This is a genomic window from Wenjunlia vitaminophila DSM 41686, from assembly GCF_000380165.1.
Classification (GTDB): Bacteria; Actinomycetota; Actinomycetes; order Streptomycetales; family Streptomycetaceae; genus Wenjunlia; species Wenjunlia vitaminophila.
Map to the genome: position 1 here is coordinate 1 of NZ_KB904714.1, position 17,221 is coordinate 17,221.

Sequence of the window (17,221 nt, forward strand, 5' to 3'; positions counted from 1 at the left end):
CGTCGACTGATGCTGATGTTGCGTGGCTGTGTTTGCTGATGTTGGTGAGGAGTTCGGCGACGGTGAAGTAGGCGATGCCTTCGATGGCGGGTGCGGGGCGGGTGGGGAGGTCGACGGTGACGTGGACGGGGACGGTGCAGCGGGCGGCGAGGGCGGACAGGGCTGCGTCGAGTCCGCGGTCGGTGAGGACGGCGGGGTGGATGCCTCGGGCGAGGTCGCGGAGTTCTTGGAGGGCGGTTTTGACTTCGCCGTGGGCTTCGTCGACCATGCGGGCGGCGGCTTCGGGGTCTTCGCGGAGTTTTTCCTTGGCGAGTCCGAGGTCCATGGCCAGGGCGACGAGGCGGGCCTGGGCGCCGTCGTGCAGGTCCCGTTCGATGCGCCGCAGGTCAGCCGCCGCCGTGTCCACCACGGTCCCCCGGCTCTCCTCGAGTTCCCGCACCCTGCGCTCGAGCTCGTCGTCGGGCGACAGCAGCAGCCGGACCAGCGCCCGGTCCACCATGGCCAGCGCCCGGGCGATCCACGGCAGCACCGGCCAGGCGATGAACAACGAGGTCAGCACGAGCGTGAAGGTGAAGATCCCCCAGGGCAGCCGGATGAACAGGTACAGCGCGTGCCGCCAGGCCACCGGGTCGGCCAGTGCGGACCCCAGCCAGGGCAGGAAGCCCGCCCGGCGGGCGCGCACCGGTGACGGCTCGGCGATCCGCACGTCGAGCAGCAACCGGGCCCGGGCCCGTTCCACCTTGCCGGCGAGGCGGCAGCCGAGCAGGCCGAGGGCGAGCAGCGGCAGCCCGATCACGGTGACGGCGAGCCCGGCGCCCATGGACAGCATGGTGACGACGTAGACGAACCCGGCGATGTCCATGGGGAGGTTCAGCAGCAGGTAGATGATCTCCTTGAGGGTCATCTTGCTGAAGACCGGGCGCGGCGGGGGCAACTCGTCCTGCTGGTACTTCTCGGGGTGTGGGGCGGTCACGTGCGTCATCCTCCGCGGGTCCGGCGGCGGCGCCGCTGACCATGGCCAGTACTGACTCCTGCCGGTGCGCACGGCGAGCCGGGCCCCGACAGGTGCCTCGGCCGCCGTTCGGAGCGGTGGTCACCGCCGGGTGGTGGCCGGTCGGCGGTCGCCGAGGCTGTGGTGCTCCCGACCGTCCGGGGCCGATAGGCAGGGTAACTCCGGCATCCAGCGTGCACGGGCGCCCGGGCGGCGCACCATACGGCGGGTCGGCCTCCCGGGGGTGGGGTTTTCCCCACCTCACCGCCGCACCGCCCGTACCCGCGCCCCGCCGCGCGCCGTTCCCGCGCCGGGAGGAGGCCGGGGAACGTCCCCGTTCCCCGCACGCACTGCATCCAAAACGCGCACCAGGGCCTAGACTCCCTGCCGAACCGGAACGTGTGGACGGAACGTGTGGACGGGCCGTGCTGGCGGGCTGGGCGGCTCGCCGGACGGCGGGCGAGTGGCGGAGGTGACCGTGGGAGCGACCCACCACGTCGCGGCGGACTACTTCGACGGCTACTCGGTGGTCGGTCTGGTCGCCGTGGTCGGCGTGCTGTTCGTCGCGGTGGCGTTCGGAGCCGGGCAGCTCCTGCGGCCGACGGCCCCGACCCCGGAGAAACTCCTGACCTACGAGTGCGGCGTCGATCCGGTCGGCGAGGACTGGGCGCACACCCAGATCCGGTACTACGTGTACGCCTTCCTGTATGTGATCTTCGCCATCGACGCGATCTACCTGTTCCCCTGGGCGACGGTCTTCGCCGCCGACGGATTCGGCGGTACCACCCTGGTGGAGATGTTCGTCTTCATCGGTTTCCTCGCTGTCGGCCTGCTGTACGCCTGGAAGAAGGGCGTCCTGGAGTGGACATGAACGCCAGGTCCCGGAACGAGACGGCCCCGGTGCACCTCGGCATGCCCGGCCACGGCCCCGAAGCCCCCCGGCTGGGCCCGCTGGCCCGGCTCGCCCCCGAGCCCCTCAAGGTGGTGCTGAACTGGGGACGCCGCTACAGCCTGTGGGTGTTCAACTTCGGGCTCGCGTGCTGCGCCATCGAGTTCATCGCGGCCTCCATGGCCCGGCACGACTTCATCAGGCTCGGCGTCATCCCGTTCGCCCCCGGCCCGCGGCAGGCCGACCTGATGGTGGTGTCGGGCACCGTCACCGACAAGATGGCGCCCGCGGTGCGGCGGCTGTACGAGCAGATGCCCGACCCCAAGTACGTCATCTCGTTCGGGGCGTGCTCCAACTGCGGCGGCCCCTACTGGGACTCGTACTCGGTGACCAAGGGCGTGGACCAGATCGTGCCGGTGGACGTGTACGTGCCCGGCTGCCCGCCCCGCCCGGAGGCGCTGCTCCAGGGCATCCTCAAGCTCCAGGAGAAGATCGCCAGGGAGTCCCTCGGCGAACGCTACGCCGGGCGCCCGGCGTCCCCCGCCGGGGCACCGGGCGCCGCGTCCGCGTCCGCGCTGACCAGCGGACTGGTGCGGGGTCCCGCCACCCCGGGCGAGGAGGCGGGCAGGTGACCTTCGAGACGCTGGCCGCGGGCGGCGACGCCGCCGCGGCGGCAGCCGCCGACCTCTTCGGGGAGGGCGCCACCGCCGCGGAGTCGTTCGGGTTGCTCACCGTGGACGTGCCGGCCGCCTCCTGGGTCGCCGCGCTCACCGCGGCGCGGGACGTCCTGGGCTGCACCTACTTCGACTGGCTGAGCGCCGTGGACGAGGCGGACGGCGGCTTCGCGGTGGTGGCCCACCTGGTCGCCGTGGGCACGCCGGTGCGGCGGCTGCTGCTGCGCACCCGGGTCCCGCGGGACGCCCCGGCGGTCGCCACGGTGACCGGTGTCTATCCCGGTGCCGCCTGGCACGAACGGGAGACCCACGAGATGTTCGGCATCGACTTCACCGGCCACCCCCACCTGGTGCCCCTGCTGCTGCCGGAGGGCTTCGAGGGCCATCCGCTGCGCAAGGAGTTCGTGCTGGCGGCCCGCGTGGCCAAGGCGTGGCCGGGGGCGAAGGAACCGGGGGAGTCCGAGCACGGTGGGCCCCGGCGGAGGCAGATGCTGCCGCCGGGGGTGCCCGACCCCAACACCTGGGGGCCGCTGAAGGGCTCCCTCCCCGCCGAGCCGTCCAGGCCGGGCCGCCCCGCGCGGCCCGGCGGGGCCCCGGGAGCACCGTCCCGCAGGGCCGTCGGGGACCGGCCGCGACGGACGCGCTCGGCGGGCCAGGGCTCGGTGAGCCAGCAGCCACCCGACCAGCGGCAGCCCGCGTCGGACCAGCCGGATCACCCCGGCAGCGACCCGAACGCCCCCCGCCGCACCCCCGACGCCCCGTGGCAGCGACCGCGCGCCGAGGACGACGCCACGGCCACCGCCACCGACACCGACGCCCCCGGGCCCGGGCCCGACACGGAGCAACCGCGGGAGCCACGGGCGCCGCGGGACCCGGGGGAGGGCACGTGAGCGACGTGCTCGAGGTGGCGCTGCGGCTGCTGGCCGTCCTCGCGGCGTTCCTGGTGCTCCCGCTGCTGGTGGGGCAGGCGGAACACAAGGCGATGGCGCACATGCAGGGGCGGCTGGGGCCGATGTACGCGGGCGGCTTCCACGGCTGGGCGCAACTCATCGCCGACGGGGTGAAGTTCGCGCAGAAGGAGGACATCGTCCCCGCGGGTGCGGACCGGCGCGTCTTCCAACTCGCGCCGGCGGTGGCCCTCCTGCCCTACCTGGTGGTGCTGATCGTGCTGCCGGTCGGCCCGAACGGGTTCGTCGGGCAGGTCGTGGACGCCGGGCTGTTCTTCGTGCTCGCGGTGATGGGTGTGGGCGTGCTCGGGTCGCTGATGGCGGGCTGGGCGTCGGCCAACAAGTTCTCCCTGCTCGGCGGGTTGCGCACGGCGGCCCAGTTGATGGCCTACGAACTGCCGATGCTCCTCGCCGCCGCGTCGGTGGCCATGGCCGCCGGCACCCTGTCCCTCCCCTTGATCGTCGAGGAGTTCGAGTGGTGGTGGCTGCCCTGGCAGGCCGTCGGGGGGCTGGTCTTCTTCACGGCGGGACTGGCCGAGCTGCAACGGCCGCCGTTCGACATGCCGGTCGCCGACTCGGAGATCATCTTCGGGGCGTACACCGAGTACACCGGCCTGCGCTTCGCGCTGTTCCTGCTCGCCGAGTACGCCGGCATCGTGGTGCTCTGCCTGCTCACCACCGTGCTGTTCCTCGGCGGCTGGCACGGCCCCTGGTCGGACTCGCTGGGCTGGTTGTGGACGTTGCTGAAGGGCACCGCGCTGGCGTTCGTGGTCATCTGGTTGCGCACCAGCTACCCGCGGCTGCGCGAGGACCAGCTCCAGAGGTTCGCCTGGACCGTGCTGATCCCGCTGGCCCTCGCTCAGATCGCGCTCACCGGTGTGGTCCGGGTGGTGGCCCAGTGAACCGAACGACCAGGAGCGACCGGGCAGCGGTGCCGCCGGAGCGACCCGGGCGGGCAGCCGGAGCGTGCGCGGGCCCGGGCCGCGCCGACACCAACCAGGGGGTGCGCTGTGAGTGACGACGCGCCGCGGTCCGAACCGTCCGGCACCGCGTCGGGGAGGCGGCTGCCCGGCCGCGGCCTGGCCAAGGGCCTGGCCGTCACCCTGCGGACGATGACCCGCCGCTCGGTCACCGACCAGTACCCGGACGCCCTGCCGGAGCTGCCCCCGAGGTCCCGTGGGGTGATCGGTCTGTTCGAGGAGAACTGCACGGTCTGCATGCTCTGCGCCCGCGAGTGCCCCGACTGGTGCATCTACATCGACTCGCACAAGGAGACCGTCCCGGCGACCACACCCGGCGGACGGGAGCGCAGCCGCAACGTGCTGGACCGCTTCGCCATCGACTTCGCGCTGTGCATGTACTGCGGCATCTGCATCGAGGTGTGCCCCTTCGACGCGCTGTTCTGGTCACCGGAGTTCGAGTACGCCGAGGAGGACATCCTCGACCTCACCCACGAACGGGACCGGTTGCGGGAGTGGATGTGGACCGTGCCCGTCCCGCCCGCCCTCGACCCGGCCGGTGAGGAGCCCAAGGAGGTCGCCGCCGCGCGGAAGGCCGCGGAGCGGCCCGACCCGCCGGAGCAGCCCGGCACCGAACCGGGCCGGCCCGGCGGCCGGGGCCCGCGGCGGGAGGGCGAGGCGTGATCCTGACCGCCGAGGCCAACGGCTTCCTGTCCCCCAACGGCGTGGAGATCGTCTTCCTGCTCGTCGGCGTGGTCACGCTCGGCGCCGCGGTCATCACCGTCACCACCCGGCAACTGGTGCACGCCGCGCTGTGGCTGGTGGTGGCGCTCGGCGGCCTCGCCGTCGAGTACCTCCTGCTCACCGCCGAGTTCATCGCCTGGGTACAGGTACTCATCTACGTGGGCTCCGTGGTGGTCCTGCTGCTGTTCGGACTGATGCTCACCAGGGCCCCCATAGGCCGTTCGCCGGACGCCGACTCGGAGAACCGCTGGGTGGCCCTCGCGGTAGCCCTCGCGGCGGCGGCCACCCTGGTCACCGTCGTCGCTGACGCCTTCCGCAGCACCTGGATCGACCTGGACCGCTCCGTCCAGGGTTCCCCCGAGGTCACCGGGGAGAGCCTCTTCCGGCACTGGGTGCTGCCGTTCGAGGCGCTCTCCGTGCTGCTGCTGGCCGCGCTGGTCGGCGCGATCACGCTGTCCAGGCGGCGCGGCGCCGACGACGCCCCCGCCTCCCCGAAGCAGGAGCGCTGATGCACCTCGTCTACCCGGCCGTGCTCGCCGCGCTGCTGTTCAGCGTCGGGCTCTACGGTGTGCTCGCCCGGCGCAACGCCATCCTCGTGCTGATGTCCGTCGAGCTCATGCTCAACGCGGTCAACCTCAACCTCGTCGCCTTCGACGTCTGGCTGCGGGACACCCTGCACGCCGGGCAGGCCCTCACCCTCTTCGTCGTCACCGTCGCCGCCGCCGAGATCGGCATCGGCCTCGCCATCGTCCTGCTCGTCTTCCGCAGCCGCGGCACCGCGGACGTGGACCGGCTCACCGACCTCGCGGACCGCACGCCGCCCGGCGCCGGGGACCAGGCCGACACCGGCACCGCCGCCACCGGGCGAGGGAGGGCCGCGTGACCGTCACCCTGGCCGCCCTGGTCCCCCTGCTGCCGTTCCTCGCCGCCGTCACCGGACTGCTGACCGGGCGCCTCGCCCCCGGCTACGTCCGCCCGCTCGCGGTGCTGCCCACCGTCACCTCCGCGGCGCTCGCCGCGGTGGTGTGCGCCAGGGTCGGCACCGGGCCGGCCGAGACCGCCGCCACCGAACTCACCCCCACCGGCTCCGTCCCGGTGGACCTCGCCCTCCACCTCGACGGCTTCGCCACCCTCGCCGCCGTCCTGGTCGGCGTGGTGGCGAGCTGCGTGCAGATCTACTCCACCGGGTACCTGCGGGACGACCCGCGCTACCCCTCGTACGCGGCGCTGGTCTCCCTGTTCACCTCGGCGATGCTGCTGGTGGTCTACTCCGGCGACCTGATGGTGCTGCTGGTCGGCTGGGAGATCATGGGCATCTGCTCGTACTTCCTGGTCGGGCACTACTGGGAGACCGCCCCCGCCCGCTCCGCCTCCCTCAAGGCGTTCGTCGTCACCAAGCTCGGTGACGTGCCGTTCCTGATCGGCGTCTTCGCGCTGGCCGCCGACGCCGGAACCTTCCGGATCAACGGCATCCTCACCACCGCGGTCAACGGCGGTCTCGAACACCCCACCCTGGTGGGGCTGCTGCTGCTCGCCGGGGTCGCCGGCAAGTCCGCCCAGTTCCCGCTGCACACCTGGCTGCCGGACGCGATGGCCGGCCCCACGCCCGTCTCCGCGCTGATCCACGCCGCCACCATGGTCGCCGCCGGCGTCTACCTCGTCGCCCGTCTGCTGCCGGTGTTCCTGCTGTCCACCACGGTGCTGGTGGTGCTGGCCGTGCTCGCCGCGGTGACCATGCTGGGCTCCGCGCTGTGCGCGCTGGCCCAGGACGACATCAAACGGGTGCTCGCCTACTCCACCATCGGCCAGCTCGGCTACATGACCGGGGCGCTGGCCGTCGCCGACCGGGGCGCGGCGACGTTCCACCTGCTCACCCACGGCGCGTTCAAGGCACTGCTCTTCCTCGGTGCCGGCGTGGTCATCCACGCCGCCGGCACCAACTCACTCGCTGTCATGTCCACCATGAGCGACCTGCGGGACCGCGTCCCGGACGCCTTCTGGACGATGACCATCGGCCTGCTGGCGCTCAGCGCGATCTTCCCGTTCTCCGGGTTCTTCAGCAAGGAGTCGGTGCTGCGGGCCGCCGAGCACGCCGCCGAGGGACACCTGGACCGGGTACCGAGCGGGGTCGGCTGGACCGTGTTGGTGGCCGGCCTGGTCACCGCCCTGGTCACCGCGGCCTACGCCACCCGGCTGTGGCTGCTGGCCTTCCGGGGCGGTGGCCCCGCCCCGGCTCACCCGCCCACCACCCCGCCCTCCCCGGTGCCCACGGACGAGGCGGTCCCCGACCCCGCCCACCAGCCCGCCCCGGAGCCCGCCGCCATGCGCTGGACCCTGTGGCTGCTGGCCCTGCCCGCGCTGGCCCTCGGCGTGGCCACCGGGGCGCTGCCCGACTACTTTGACGGCGGCACCCTCAGCCCCACGCTGACCACCTCCGTCGTCGGCAGCGGCATGGCGCTCACCGGGGTGCTGCTCACCTACGGCGCCTGGCGCAGCGCCCAGGCCCGCACCGGGGCCGGAGCCCCCGCGGTCACCACCCCCCAGGACACCGACGCCGCCACCGCCGAAGCCCTCGCCATCGGAACCCGGCAGACCGTGGCCGCCCAGACCGTCCCCACCCCGGCCGACACCCCGCCGGCACCACCCGGCGCGCCGCCCGGCCCCGACGGGACCGACCCGGGCCGCCTCCTGCTCGGTCCGCTGCACCGGCCAGCCGTCCACGGCTTCCACCTGGACGCGCTGTACCACGCGGTCGCCGTCCGTCCCGTGCTCGCCGCCGCCCGCCTCGTCCGCTTCCTGGACCGGGAGGTCGTGGAGGGCTACGTGCGCGGCGCCGGCCTCGCCCCCCGCCTGCTCGGCGCCGCGGTCCGCCGCGCCCAGACCGGCAACGTACAGACCTACCTGAGCGCCCTCCTCGCCGGCGCGGTCATCCTCGCCGTCCTCGCCGCCGTGGGAGCGTGAGCGTGAACGACACCGCCCTGCAAGCGCTGCTCCTCGCGATCGTCCTGCTGCCCGCCGTCGGGTCGGTTGCGGCCCTGCTCCCCGCGCCGCCGGGACTCCGCGGAAGCAGCCCGGAGCAGGCCGTGCTCCGGCACGGCGTCACCGTCACCGGGACCGTCCTGGCGCTCGCCGTGGCCCTGGCCGCCGGCTTCGACCACGACCACCCGTCGCGGATGCAGGCCACCACCGACGTCTCCTGGATCGCGGCCCTGGACATCCGCGTCCACCTCGGCGTGGACGGCATCTCCCTGCCCCTGCTGGTGCTCACCGCGCTGCTCACCTTCCTCTGCGCGCTGTACACCTACTTCCGGATGCCGCAGGGGCCGGGCCCCCGCGCGTTCGTGGCGCTGCTGCTCCTGCTGGAAACCGGCATGCTGGGCACCTTCGTGGCCCTCGACCTGATCGTGTTCTTCCTCGCCTTCGAGATCGTGCTGATCCCGATGTACTTCCTGGTGGCCCGCTGGGGCGGGGAGCACCGCGAGGCCGCCGCCAACCGGTTCATCCTGTACACCCTGCTGGGCTCCGCGGTGATGCTGCTCGGCCTGCTGCTGGTGGGGGTGCGCGCCGGCACCTTCGACATGGTGGCGCTCGCCGACCAGCACGGCGCGGGGCTCTCCCACGGGGTCCAGGTGATCGCGGTCCTCGCCATCGGGCTCGGCCTCGCGGTCAAGGCCCCGATGTGGCCCCTGCACAGTTGGCTGCCGGACGCGCACACCGCGGCCCCCACCGTGGGCTCGGTGCTGCTGGCCGGGGTGCTCCTGAAGATGGGCACCTACGGCTTCGTCCGGATCGTGCTGCCGGTGGCGCCCGAGGGCGCCAGGACCCTGGCCCCCTACCTGGCGGCGTTCGCGGTGGTGGGCATCCTCTACGGATCGCTGGCCTGCCTGTCGATGGTGACCGGGGTCGGCGCGGCGGACCCCACCGGTGCCACCGTGGACCTCAAGCGGCTGATCGCCTACTCGTCGGTCGGCCACATGGGCTTCGTGCTGCTGGGCGTGGCCACCCTCACCCCGACCGGGGTCAACGGGGCGCTGTTCGCCAACATCGCCCACGGGCTCATCACCGGCCTGCTGTTCTTCCTGGTCGGCGCGTTGAAGGAACGCTACGGGAGCACCGACCTCAACCAGATCGCCGCCGGCGCGGGCGCGGCCCTGTACGGGAAGGCTCCCCGCCTCGGCGGCCTGCTCGCCTTCGCCGCCGTCGCGTCGCTCGGCCTTCCCGGCCTCGCCGGGTTCTGGGGCGAGATGCTGGCGCTGTTCGGTGCGTACCAACCCGCCGCGGGGCTCAGCCGCCCCGCGTACCTGGTGTTCATGGCGCTGGCCGGGGTGGGCACCCTGCTCACCGCCGCCTACCTGCTGCTGGTCGTCCGCCGGGTCTGCATGGGCGAGCACCCGGCACCTGCGGAACGGGCCGCGTTCGCCGACATCCAGGCGCACGAGTACGCCGCCTGGAGCCCCCTGGTCGTCCTGACCGTCGTCGCCGGCCTCTGGCCGGCCGTGCTGCTCAGCCTCAGCGACCCCGCCGTGCAGAACCTCCTCGGAGGCAGCCGATGACCTCCCTCGTCCAGTCCGTCGACTGGGTCGCCGTCGCCCCCGTGCTGGTCACGGCGCTGACCGGTCTCGCGGTCCTGGTCACCGACCTGTTCCTGGCCCCGCGGCACAAGCCGCTGCTCGGCTGGGTGACGATCGCGGGGCTGGCGCTGGCCGCGCTCTGCCTGATCCCGTTGACCGACGGCGACCGCGCCACGTTCTGCCTGACGACCGGCGACCGGCAGTGCTCGTACGTCGCCGACCACTTCGCGCTGGCCGTGCAGCTCCTGGTCGTCGGTGGGGCGCTGCTGACGGCGCTGCTCTCGGTGACCACGGTCCGCCGGGAGGCACTGCCCGCGGGGGAGTACTGGTTCCTGCTGCTGTCGTCGGCCGCGGGGGCGGCGCTGCTGCCGGCCTCCCGCGACCTGGCCACCCTGATCGTCGCGCTGGAGGTGGCGTCCCTGCCGGCGTTCGCCCTCGTCGGTCTGCGCCGCGGGGACCGCGGGTCGGCCGAGGCCGCGCTGAAGTTCTTCCTGTCGTCCGTGGTCGCCACCGCGGTGTCGCTGCTCGGGGTGAGCTTCGTCTACGCGGCCACCGGCAGCCTGCACCTGGACACCGTGGCCGGGGGCCTGGACGACGTCGATCCGCGGCTGAACGCCCTGGCTGCTCTGGGCGTGGTGCTGACGCTCGTCGGTTTCGCGTTCAAGCTGGCAGCCGTCCCGTTCCACTTCTGGGTCCCGGACAGCTACGTCGGGGCGCCCCTGCCGGTGGCCGCCTACCTGTCGGTGGTGGGCAAGTCCGCGGGGTTCTCCGGCCTGGCCCTGGTCACCGTGGTCGCGTTCCGCCCGTACGCCGACACCTGGGGTCCCGCCCTGGCCGTGCTGGCCGCGCTCACCATGACCACCGGCAACGTCGCCGCCCTGCGGCAGCGGCCCGACCAGCCGGCGAGCGCCGTGCGCCTGCTGGCCTGGTCCTCGGTGGGGCAGGCCGGCTACCTGCTCGTTCCGCTGGCCGCGGCGGGCTACCACGACGACCCCGAGGAGATGGTCGGCGCGACCGTCGCCTACGCGCTGATGTACGCGGTGGTCAACCTCGGTGCGTTCGCCGTGGTGGCGCTGGTGGCCGAGAACCGCCCCGGGCACCGCCTCACCGATCACCGGGCGCTGTTCTCCCGCAACCCGCTGGCGGCGCTGACCATGGGTTTCTTCCTGCTGTGCCTCGCCGGGCTGCCCCCCGGGGTGATCGGCCTCTTCGCCAAGGTGGCGGTCTTCCGCACCGCGGTGGACTCCGGGCTCGGCTGGCTGGCCGTGGTCATGGCGGTCAACGTCACCATCGCCCTGTACTACTACCTGAAGTGGACGGCGCTGCTCTTCGCCACCCCGACGACCGCCACCCCGACGACCACCCCCGCGGCCCGGGCGACGGCCACGACCGCCCCCGCGGCCCCGACGCCGGGCACGGCCACCCCCGGCGCACCCGGCCAGGCCACCGCTCCCACGGCGACCGGGTCCACGGTCGCCGGGTCCACGGCCACCGCGGCCCGGGAGCCGTCCGTCCCCGCCAGCGTGCCCCACCCGCTCACCGCCGCGATCGCCCTCGCCGCGGCACTCGGTGTCGCCCTCTCCGGTGCTCCTCAGCTCATCCTCCGCCTCGCCTCGGGCACCCTCTTCTGATACTGGGGGCCCGGCGCCGGCACCCGGCCCCGGGTCGGTGCGCATTCCGCGTATGCGATTCCGCATTCCGGGCACAAGGGAACTAGTGGCTCTGCCGGAGCGTTGACGACTTCGGAGGCTCCCGGAGACCGGGATGGCTGCCAGGAAAGGGAACCCCTGCTGCACGTCTTGGAGGGCGTACCGTGCACCGCCGGCACAACGGGTTGAGGACCGCCATACTCCTCGGGGGGCTGTCCGCGCTCATCCTGGTGATCGGAAGCTTCTTCGGCCGCACCGGGCTACTGATCGCGCTGGTCGTGGCGCTGGGCACGAACGCCTACGCCTACTGGAACAGCGACAAGCTGGCACTGCGGGCCATGCGTGCCCGACCGGTGAGCGAGTTCGAGGCACCCCAGCTCTACCGGTTGGTCCGCGAACTGTCCACCTCGGCGCGCCAACCGATGCCCCGGCTCTTCATCTCCCCGACGGCGGCCCCCAACGCGTTCGCCACCGGCCGGAACCCACGCAACGCCGCCGTCTGCGTCACCGACGGCATCCTGCGCATCCTCGACGAACGCGAGCTGCGCGGGGTGATCGGGCACGAGCTGTCCCACGTCTACAACCGCGACATCCTGATCTCCTCGGTGGCCGGCGCGCTGGCCAGCGTGGTGATGTTCCTGGTGAACTTCGCCTGGCTGGTCCCGATCGGCCGCGGTGACGACGACGAGGGGCCGGGCCTGTTCGGCGTGCTGCTGATCATGCTGCTGGGGCCGCTGGCCGCGTCGTTGATCCAGCTCGCCGTCAGCCGTTCCCGGGAGTACGAGGCCGACGCGTCCGGCGCCCAGCTCACCGGCGACCCGCTGGCCCTCGCCGGAGCCCTGCGCAAGCTGGAGGCGGGCACCGCCCAACTGCCACTGCCCCCCGAGCCCAGGATCCAGACCGCGAGCCACCTGATGATCGCCAACCCGTTCCGGAGGAGCGACGGCCTGGGGAGGTTCTTCGCCACCCACCCGCCGATGGCGGAACGGATCTCCCGACTCGAGCGAATGGCAGGCTATCGCCCGTGAAAACCATCCTGAACGTGATCTGGTTGATCTTCAGTGGGATCTGGCTGGCCATCGCCTACGTGGTGGCCGGCATCGTGTGCTGCCTCTTGATCATCACCATACCCTTCGGCATCGCTTCGTTCCGGATCGCCGGGTACGCGCTGTGGCCGTTCGGTCGTACCACGGTGGTCCGGCGGGACGCCGGAGCGATGTCGGCGATCGGCAACGTGATCTGGATACTGGTCGCCGGCTGGTGGCTGGCGCTGAGCCACGTCGTCACCGGGATCGTGCTGTGCCTGACCATCGTGGGCATCCCGTTGGGCATCGCCAACTTCAAGCTGATCCCGGTCTCCCTGGTCCCCCTGGGCCGGCAGATCGTACCCAGCGACCAGCCCTTCGCCACGCGCTGAACCCCAGGCCCGCGCTGGGGCCCTGCGGGCCTCAGCGGCGCCCCGGGGGCTCGGCGGCGTGGCCCGGCGCGTCACAGACCGTAGCGGCGGACCGCTTCCTCCTCGCGGGCCAGGCGGAGCAGGGCCTGGAGGACCGGGTCGAACAGGAGGGCGCCGGCGACCACCATCTCGGTCTTCTCCTCGTCGGTGGGGTGCGCCTCCACGGAGTCCAGGTCGCGCACGGCGACCTGGTGCATCAGCTCGGCGTAGGGGACGAGCAGCTCCGCGTCCAGCGGGTAGCCGAGCCTCAGCAGGGTGGCCAGCGCGGCCACCAGGGCGCGGTGGGTCGGGGACAGGGAGCTCAGTTCCTGGGCGGTGGTCCAGCCGACGGCGTCGAGCAGGCGGTGCACCTCGTCGCGGGCGGCGATGACGGCCTCGTCCTCGGGGTCGGGCTCGGGGACCTGCGGCAACGCCCACAGAGCGGCGCCCATCCGGATCGCGCGGCTCAGCGAGTCGTCGTCCACGTGCCTGAGCACCTCCCGGACGGTGGCCACGGGCAGGCGTCCGACGTGGATCAGCGCACGGATCAGGCGCAGCCTGTGGACGTGGCTGTCGTCGTACTCCGCCGTGGTGCTGCCGATCCGGCGGCCCGGGGGCAGCAGCCCGGCACGCAGGTAGTGCTTGATCGAAGCGGTTGAGACGCCGCTCCGCTTGCTCAACTCGGCCAGCCGCACCCTTGTACCTCTCCTCGGACGGTGCCACCATCTCAGAACCAGACCTTGGATAACGCCAATATCCAAGTTGCCCGAGCGAGCCGGAGGCACGCATGTCTCGCAAGCCGATACCCGGACGCACCACCGCGGCCCTCGAGGGCGACGCGGTCGTCCTGCTGATCGGGATGCGCATCAACCACTTCTGGGCGGTGCACCAGTGGACCGTGGTGTTCTTCTCCATGCTCCGCATGCTGCGCGAGCTGGCCAAGGACGGCAGCCGCGGCCTGCTGGGACGCAGCCTCGTGACGGCGTCACCCCGGACCTACTACGTCGTCCAGTACTGGGAGTCGAAGGAGAAGCTCTACGCCTACGCCCGCGACCCCGGAACGTTCCACCACCGCATGTGGGGGTTCCTCAACCGGCAGGAGCGCGCTGGCAAGGCCCGCCAGCACGTGGGCCTGTGGCACGAGACGTTCATCGCCCCCGTGGGCTCCTACGAGTCCATCTACTTCGACATGCCGCCCTTCGGCCTCGCCGCGGCCACCGGCACGCTCCCCATCGAACGCCGCGGTCGCAGCGCGGCCGAGCGGTTCGCCCACCGGCCGGCGACCGCTGCGCCCGCCGAGCAGAACGAGGTCCCGACGGAGACCACGGACCCGGTCGGGGCAGCCGACCACTGAGGCCGGCAACCAGGCCCCGCGGGGAACCGGTGAACGGCTCCTACGGCGTGCGGCGCCGGTGCTCCCCGCGCATGACGCGGGCGGGGGCGTCCTCGTCGTAGGAGCCGCAGGCCGTGCCCGCCCAGATGGACGTGTGACGTGGTAACGCGTAGTAGGGCACGAGCACGGTGACGGGTCGCCCGCGCTCGTCCCGGACGGTCGTCAAGGCGGGCAGCACGTCGGGGCGTTGGCCCGCGAGCAGGGCGAGGCGACAGCGCTCGCAGGCCGGCCGGCGCGCCGCGGCGGCCTCCCGTGCGACCAGCCGCCTCCCCCTGCGGCCCTTCGGAGGGCGGGGCGGGTCGGTGGCGTGTCCGTGCAGGGGGTTGTAGAAGCAGTGGGGACGCGTCGAGGGCGGACGTTGCCCCAGATAGCGGGCACGAGCAGCGGCGAACCGTTCCGCTGCCCGGTCTGCCAGGACCACGGCCGCCACGAGGTCCGGCAGGTCCTCCGCCTCGTCCAGCAGCTTGCCCGCGGCCTGGTACGCCTCCACGGCGGAAAGGTAGTCCCGCTGGACCGCGCCCTGGTCCACGTCCGGCGTGAAGCCCAGGTGCGGGTCGGTCAGTAACTCGCCCGCGCGCGCGACGTACTCGGCCGCCACCGGAGCGAGTCGCTGTCGCAGCGCCTCCCATTCCGCCCGGACCATTCGCTCCCGTTCCCGCTCCTGCTCACGAGAACGGGCACGGCTCGGCTTCCTCCGGTCCACGCCGCCGTCCGGGACCTGCCCGACGGGCACCGACCAGGGCATGGGCAGGGCGGCGCGGATCGCTCCGCGGAGTGCTGCCAGCGCGGAGTGCTCCCCCATGACCCGCTACCCCCGTTCCCTGCGGCACCGGTTCGGTGGTGGCCGTTTCAGTGTCGGCCGCTGAGGATGTGTTTACCCGTCCCTCCCCGGTCCTGACCGCGCGCACGTGCCTGCTCGGGGGCCGAGCCGCCGGCCGGCGCCGAGGCGGACCGGGTGACCCGGCCCCGGCCCCGGCTCGGTGGTCGAGGTCCCGCGGACCCACACGCGGCACCAGGCGTTCGGCGTGGCCGGAGGGAGGCCGGAGGGGGGCCGGGCGGAGGCCCGACGAGGCCGCCGCCCGGCGGTGCTCGGCGTCGCGCCCGCACCGTGCCCGGCCCGCTCCGTCCGACCGTGCTCGTCGGTCGGGCCGCTGGGTCAGCGGTAGTTGACGAACTGCAGCGCGAAGTCCAGGTCCTTGCCCTTGAGCAGGGCGATGATCGCCTGGAGGTCGTCCCGGCTCTTGGAGCTGACCCGCAGCTCGTCGCCCTGGATCTGGGCCTTCACGCCCTTGGGGCCCTCATCCCGGATGATCTTCGAAACCTTCTTGGCGTTCTCCTGGGAGATGCCCTCCTGGATGCTGGCGTAGATCCGGTACTCCTTGCCCGATGCCTGCGGTTCGCCCGCGTCCAGCGCCTTGAGGGAGATGTTCCGCTTGATGAGCTTGGACTGGAACACGTCCAGGACCGCCTTCACCCGCTCCTCGGAGGTGGCCTTCATCTCGATCCGCTCCCCGGACCACCCGATGGAGGCGCCGACGTTCTTGAAGTCGTAGCGCTGCGCGATCTCCCGCGCCGCCTGGTTGAGGGCGTTGTCGACCTCCTGCCGCTCGACCTTCGAGACGATGTCGAAACTGGAGTCGGCCATGTTCTGTTGGCTCCTTGGTGGCAATCGACGGGGACGGCCCGCGGGTGCGAGCCGTCCCCGCCACCTTAGCGAGCGCCCGCCCCCGGGCCCGGTGCGCTACACCGTCCCGCGGGCCGCAATCAGGTGGCGGAGCACCCCTGGTCATCGGGTATGGTTTACGTCGTTGCGAGGCCGAAGGGCTGGACAACATCCCTGGCGGGTTGCCCGAGTGGCCAAAGGGAGCAGACTGTAAATCTGTCGGTGTATGCCTACGCAGGTTCGAACCCTGCACCCGCCACACCCCAAGAACCGCCCCTGAGCCGTGGACGCGCTCGGGGCGGTTCTGCTTTCGAAGGAAGGTCCGGCTCCCCTGGGCACGACCCCCGGCCGACGGGTCGATCGCCGAACGTCGCGGTCGGGCGCGTGAGCGGGGCCGCGGCACGGCTCAGCGGCACCCGACGGTGATGATGGGGGCGAGCCAGGAAACCGTGACTGGCCGGGCACCACAGGAGGTCACCCCATGGGGTCCACACACAGCGACGACCTGCGCGGAGAACGCGAGGACCTGCTGGCCATCGTCGCCGACCAGCGCACCAACTTCCTCTACACCGTCGAGGGGATCAGCCAGGAGCAGGCCGCCGCCCGGACCACCGTCAGCGAGCTGACGCTCGGCGGGCTGGTCAAGCACCTCGGAACGATGCAGCGCAAGTGGCTGGCGGTGGTGGACGGCACCGCGCCGGCCAGGGTCGAGTGGGCGGACCTGGACCCGGACGGAAACCGGATGACCGAGGGCGAGACCCTGTCCGGTGTGCTGGACGCCTTCCACTCGGCCGCCGCCGAGTTCGACCGCACGGTGCGGCAGGAGCCCGACCTCGACCGGGAGGTGACACTGCCCCAGTACCCCTGGTCCCCGCCCGAGCCGACCAGGTGGAGCGTGCGCCGGGTCCTGCTGCACGTCTTCCGGGAGATCGCGCACCACAGCGGTCACGCCGACATCGTCCGGGAGGCGCTGGACGGCGCCAGCACCACCACGCGCATGACGCAGGCCGCCCCCCGGGGCGGGCAGCGGGGTGGTGACGGCGACTGAGCCCCCGTTCACCAGATCGCTCCGAGGATGCCCCGGCCTTCGGGCCGGGGGGAATCGGACTCCTGCGGAGCAGGGCAAGGAAAGAGCAGTCGCCGTCAGGGCGATTGGCCGTCTGCACCCACCGGGCCGAGCGCGACCTCAAGGAGGTGCATGATCTCGGAGTTGAGTGATCGCCGGTCGGTACGGGCCGCTTCAACCAGGCGTGTGTGCAGGTGGGTTGGTAGGCGGAGAGAGATCCGCTTCTCGTCTTCCATGCTA

Annotated in this window: 19 protein-coding genes and 1 tRNA gene; 15 read left to right on the plus strand and 5 right to left on the minus strand. The window is 72.6% G+C overall.

Annotated features, from left to right (window positions below; all coding sequences use genetic code 11):
* The coding region (locus tag A3IG_RS31205; protein ID WP_051087630.1) for a sensor histidine kinase at positions 1–982 on the minus strand (982 nt) is incomplete at its 3' end.
* A 472-nt stretch (positions 983–1,454) separates the two neighbouring features.
* Here A3IG_RS31205 and A3IG_RS0124985 point away from each other — a divergent pair.
* The 12 genes from A3IG_RS0124985 (at position 1,455) to A3IG_RS0125040 (ending at position 12,841) form a co-directional block, all read left to right on the plus strand.
* Positions 1,455–1,862: an NADH-quinone oxidoreductase subunit A gene (locus A3IG_RS0124985; RefSeq protein ID WP_018386327.1), complete on the plus strand. Its 408-nt coding sequence runs from the start codon at positions 1,455–1,457 to the stop codon at positions 1,860–1,862.
* Positions 1,859–2,512 carry an NADH-quinone oxidoreductase subunit B gene (locus A3IG_RS0124990; RefSeq protein WP_018386328.1) on the plus strand — a complete coding sequence of 218 codons (654 nt, stop codon included), beginning with the start codon at positions 1,859–1,861 and terminating at the stop codon, positions 2,510–2,512. Before A3IG_RS0124985 ends, A3IG_RS0124990 begins: the two co-directional genes overlap by 4 nt.
* Complete coding sequence (locus A3IG_RS31210) at positions 2,509–3,444, plus strand: NADH-quinone oxidoreductase subunit C (RefSeq protein ID WP_104530857.1); 936 nt, start codon at positions 2,509–2,511, stop codon at positions 3,442–3,444. Before A3IG_RS0124990 ends, A3IG_RS31210 begins: the two co-directional genes overlap by 4 nt.
* Positions 3,441–4,403, plus strand: coding sequence for a complex I subunit 1/NuoH family protein (locus tag A3IG_RS0125000; RefSeq protein ID WP_018386329.1), 963 nt, complete (start codon positions 3,441–3,443; stop codon positions 4,401–4,403). The genes A3IG_RS31210 and A3IG_RS0125000 overlap by 4 nt, the downstream gene beginning before the upstream one ends.
* A gap of 210 nt (positions 4,404–4,613) precedes the next feature.
* On the plus strand, positions 4,614–5,144 hold the full coding sequence (locus A3IG_RS0125005) for a 4Fe-4S binding protein (protein ID WP_051087631.1): 531 nt from the start codon (positions 4,614–4,616) through the stop codon (positions 5,142–5,144).
* Entirely contained in the window at positions 5,141–5,713 is a 573-nt protein-coding gene (locus tag A3IG_RS0125010; protein ID WP_018386331.1) for an NADH-quinone oxidoreductase subunit J family protein, read from the plus strand. Before A3IG_RS0125005 ends, A3IG_RS0125010 begins: the two co-directional genes overlap by 4 nt.
* Positions 5,713–6,087, plus strand: a complete 375-nt coding sequence (nuoK, locus tag A3IG_RS0125015; protein ID WP_018386332.1) for an NADH-quinone oxidoreductase subunit NuoK — start codon at positions 5,713–5,715, stop codon at positions 6,085–6,087. The genes A3IG_RS0125010 and nuoK overlap by 1 nt, the downstream gene beginning before the upstream one ends.
* Positions 6,084–8,165 (plus strand): NADH-quinone oxidoreductase subunit 5 family protein, encoded by a 2,082-nt coding sequence (locus tag A3IG_RS0125020; protein WP_018386333.1) that lies wholly within the window; start codon positions 6,084–6,086, stop codon positions 8,163–8,165. Before nuoK ends, A3IG_RS0125020 begins: the two co-directional genes overlap by 4 nt.
* 2 nt (positions 8,166–8,167) lie before the next feature.
* A complete protein-coding gene (locus A3IG_RS0125025) occupies positions 8,168–9,757 on the plus strand; it encodes a complex I subunit 4 family protein (RefSeq protein WP_018386334.1) in 1,590 nt (529 codons plus the stop codon).
* The gene (locus A3IG_RS0125030; RefSeq protein WP_018386335.1) at positions 9,754–11,406 is read left to right on the plus strand and encodes an NADH-quinone oxidoreductase subunit N; all 1,653 of its coding nucleotides are present in this window, start codon (positions 9,754–9,756) and stop codon (positions 11,404–11,406) included. The genes A3IG_RS0125025 and A3IG_RS0125030 overlap by 4 nt, the downstream gene beginning before the upstream one ends.
* A gap of 182 nt (positions 11,407–11,588) precedes the next feature.
* Positions 11,589–12,452 (plus strand): zinc metalloprotease HtpX, encoded by an 864-nt coding sequence (gene htpX / locus A3IG_RS0125035; RefSeq protein WP_018386336.1) that lies wholly within the window; start codon positions 11,589–11,591, stop codon positions 12,450–12,452.
* Positions 12,449–12,841: a YccF domain-containing protein gene (locus tag A3IG_RS0125040; RefSeq protein ID WP_018386337.1), complete on the plus strand. Its 393-nt coding sequence runs from the start codon at positions 12,449–12,451 to the stop codon at positions 12,839–12,841. The genes htpX and A3IG_RS0125040 overlap by 4 nt, the downstream gene beginning before the upstream one ends.
* 71 nt (positions 12,842–12,912) lie before the next feature.
* Here the strand turns inward: A3IG_RS0125040 and A3IG_RS0125045 are convergent, their stop codons facing one another.
* Entirely contained in the window at positions 12,913–13,554 is a 642-nt protein-coding gene (locus A3IG_RS0125045; RefSeq protein ID WP_018386338.1) for a MerR family transcriptional regulator, read from the minus strand.
* 92 nt (positions 13,555–13,646) lie between these two features.
* Between A3IG_RS0125045 and A3IG_RS0125050 the strand changes: the two genes are divergently transcribed.
* Complete coding sequence (locus A3IG_RS0125050) at positions 13,647–14,213, plus strand: DUF4188 domain-containing protein (RefSeq protein WP_018386339.1); 567 nt, start codon at positions 13,647–13,649, stop codon at positions 14,211–14,213.
* A 40-nt stretch (positions 14,214–14,253) separates the two neighbouring features.
* Here the strand turns inward: A3IG_RS0125050 and A3IG_RS0125055 are convergent, their stop codons facing one another.
* Complete coding sequence (locus tag A3IG_RS0125055; RefSeq protein WP_018386340.1) at positions 14,254–15,054, minus strand: hypothetical protein; 801 nt, start codon at positions 15,052–15,054, stop codon at positions 14,254–14,256.
* Between the two features lie 354 nt (positions 15,055–15,408).
* On the minus strand, positions 15,409–15,897 hold the full coding sequence (locus A3IG_RS0125060; protein ID WP_018386341.1) for a YajQ family cyclic di-GMP-binding protein: 489 nt from the start codon (positions 15,895–15,897) through the stop codon (positions 15,409–15,411).
* Positions 15,898–16,091: 194 nt separating this feature from the next.
* On the opposite strand from A3IG_RS0125060, the gene A3IG_RS0125065 reads away from it, so the two are divergent.
* Both A3IG_RS0125065 and A3IG_RS0125070 read left to right on the plus strand, forming a co-directional pair.
* Positions 16,092–16,174 (plus strand) — tRNA-Tyr (locus A3IG_RS0125065).
* A 222-nt stretch (positions 16,175–16,396) separates the two neighbouring features.
* Entirely contained in the window at positions 16,397–16,963 is a 567-nt protein-coding gene (locus tag A3IG_RS0125070; RefSeq protein ID WP_018386342.1) for a DinB family protein, read from the plus strand.
* Positions 16,964–17,058: 95 nt separating this feature from the next.
* Here the strand turns inward: A3IG_RS0125070 and A3IG_RS33060 are convergent, their stop codons facing one another.
* A complete protein-coding gene (locus A3IG_RS33060; RefSeq protein WP_078500925.1) occupies positions 17,059–17,217 on the minus strand; it encodes an Arc family DNA-binding protein in 159 nt (52 codons plus the stop codon).
* Between the last annotated feature and the right edge of the window lie 4 nt (positions 17,218–17,221).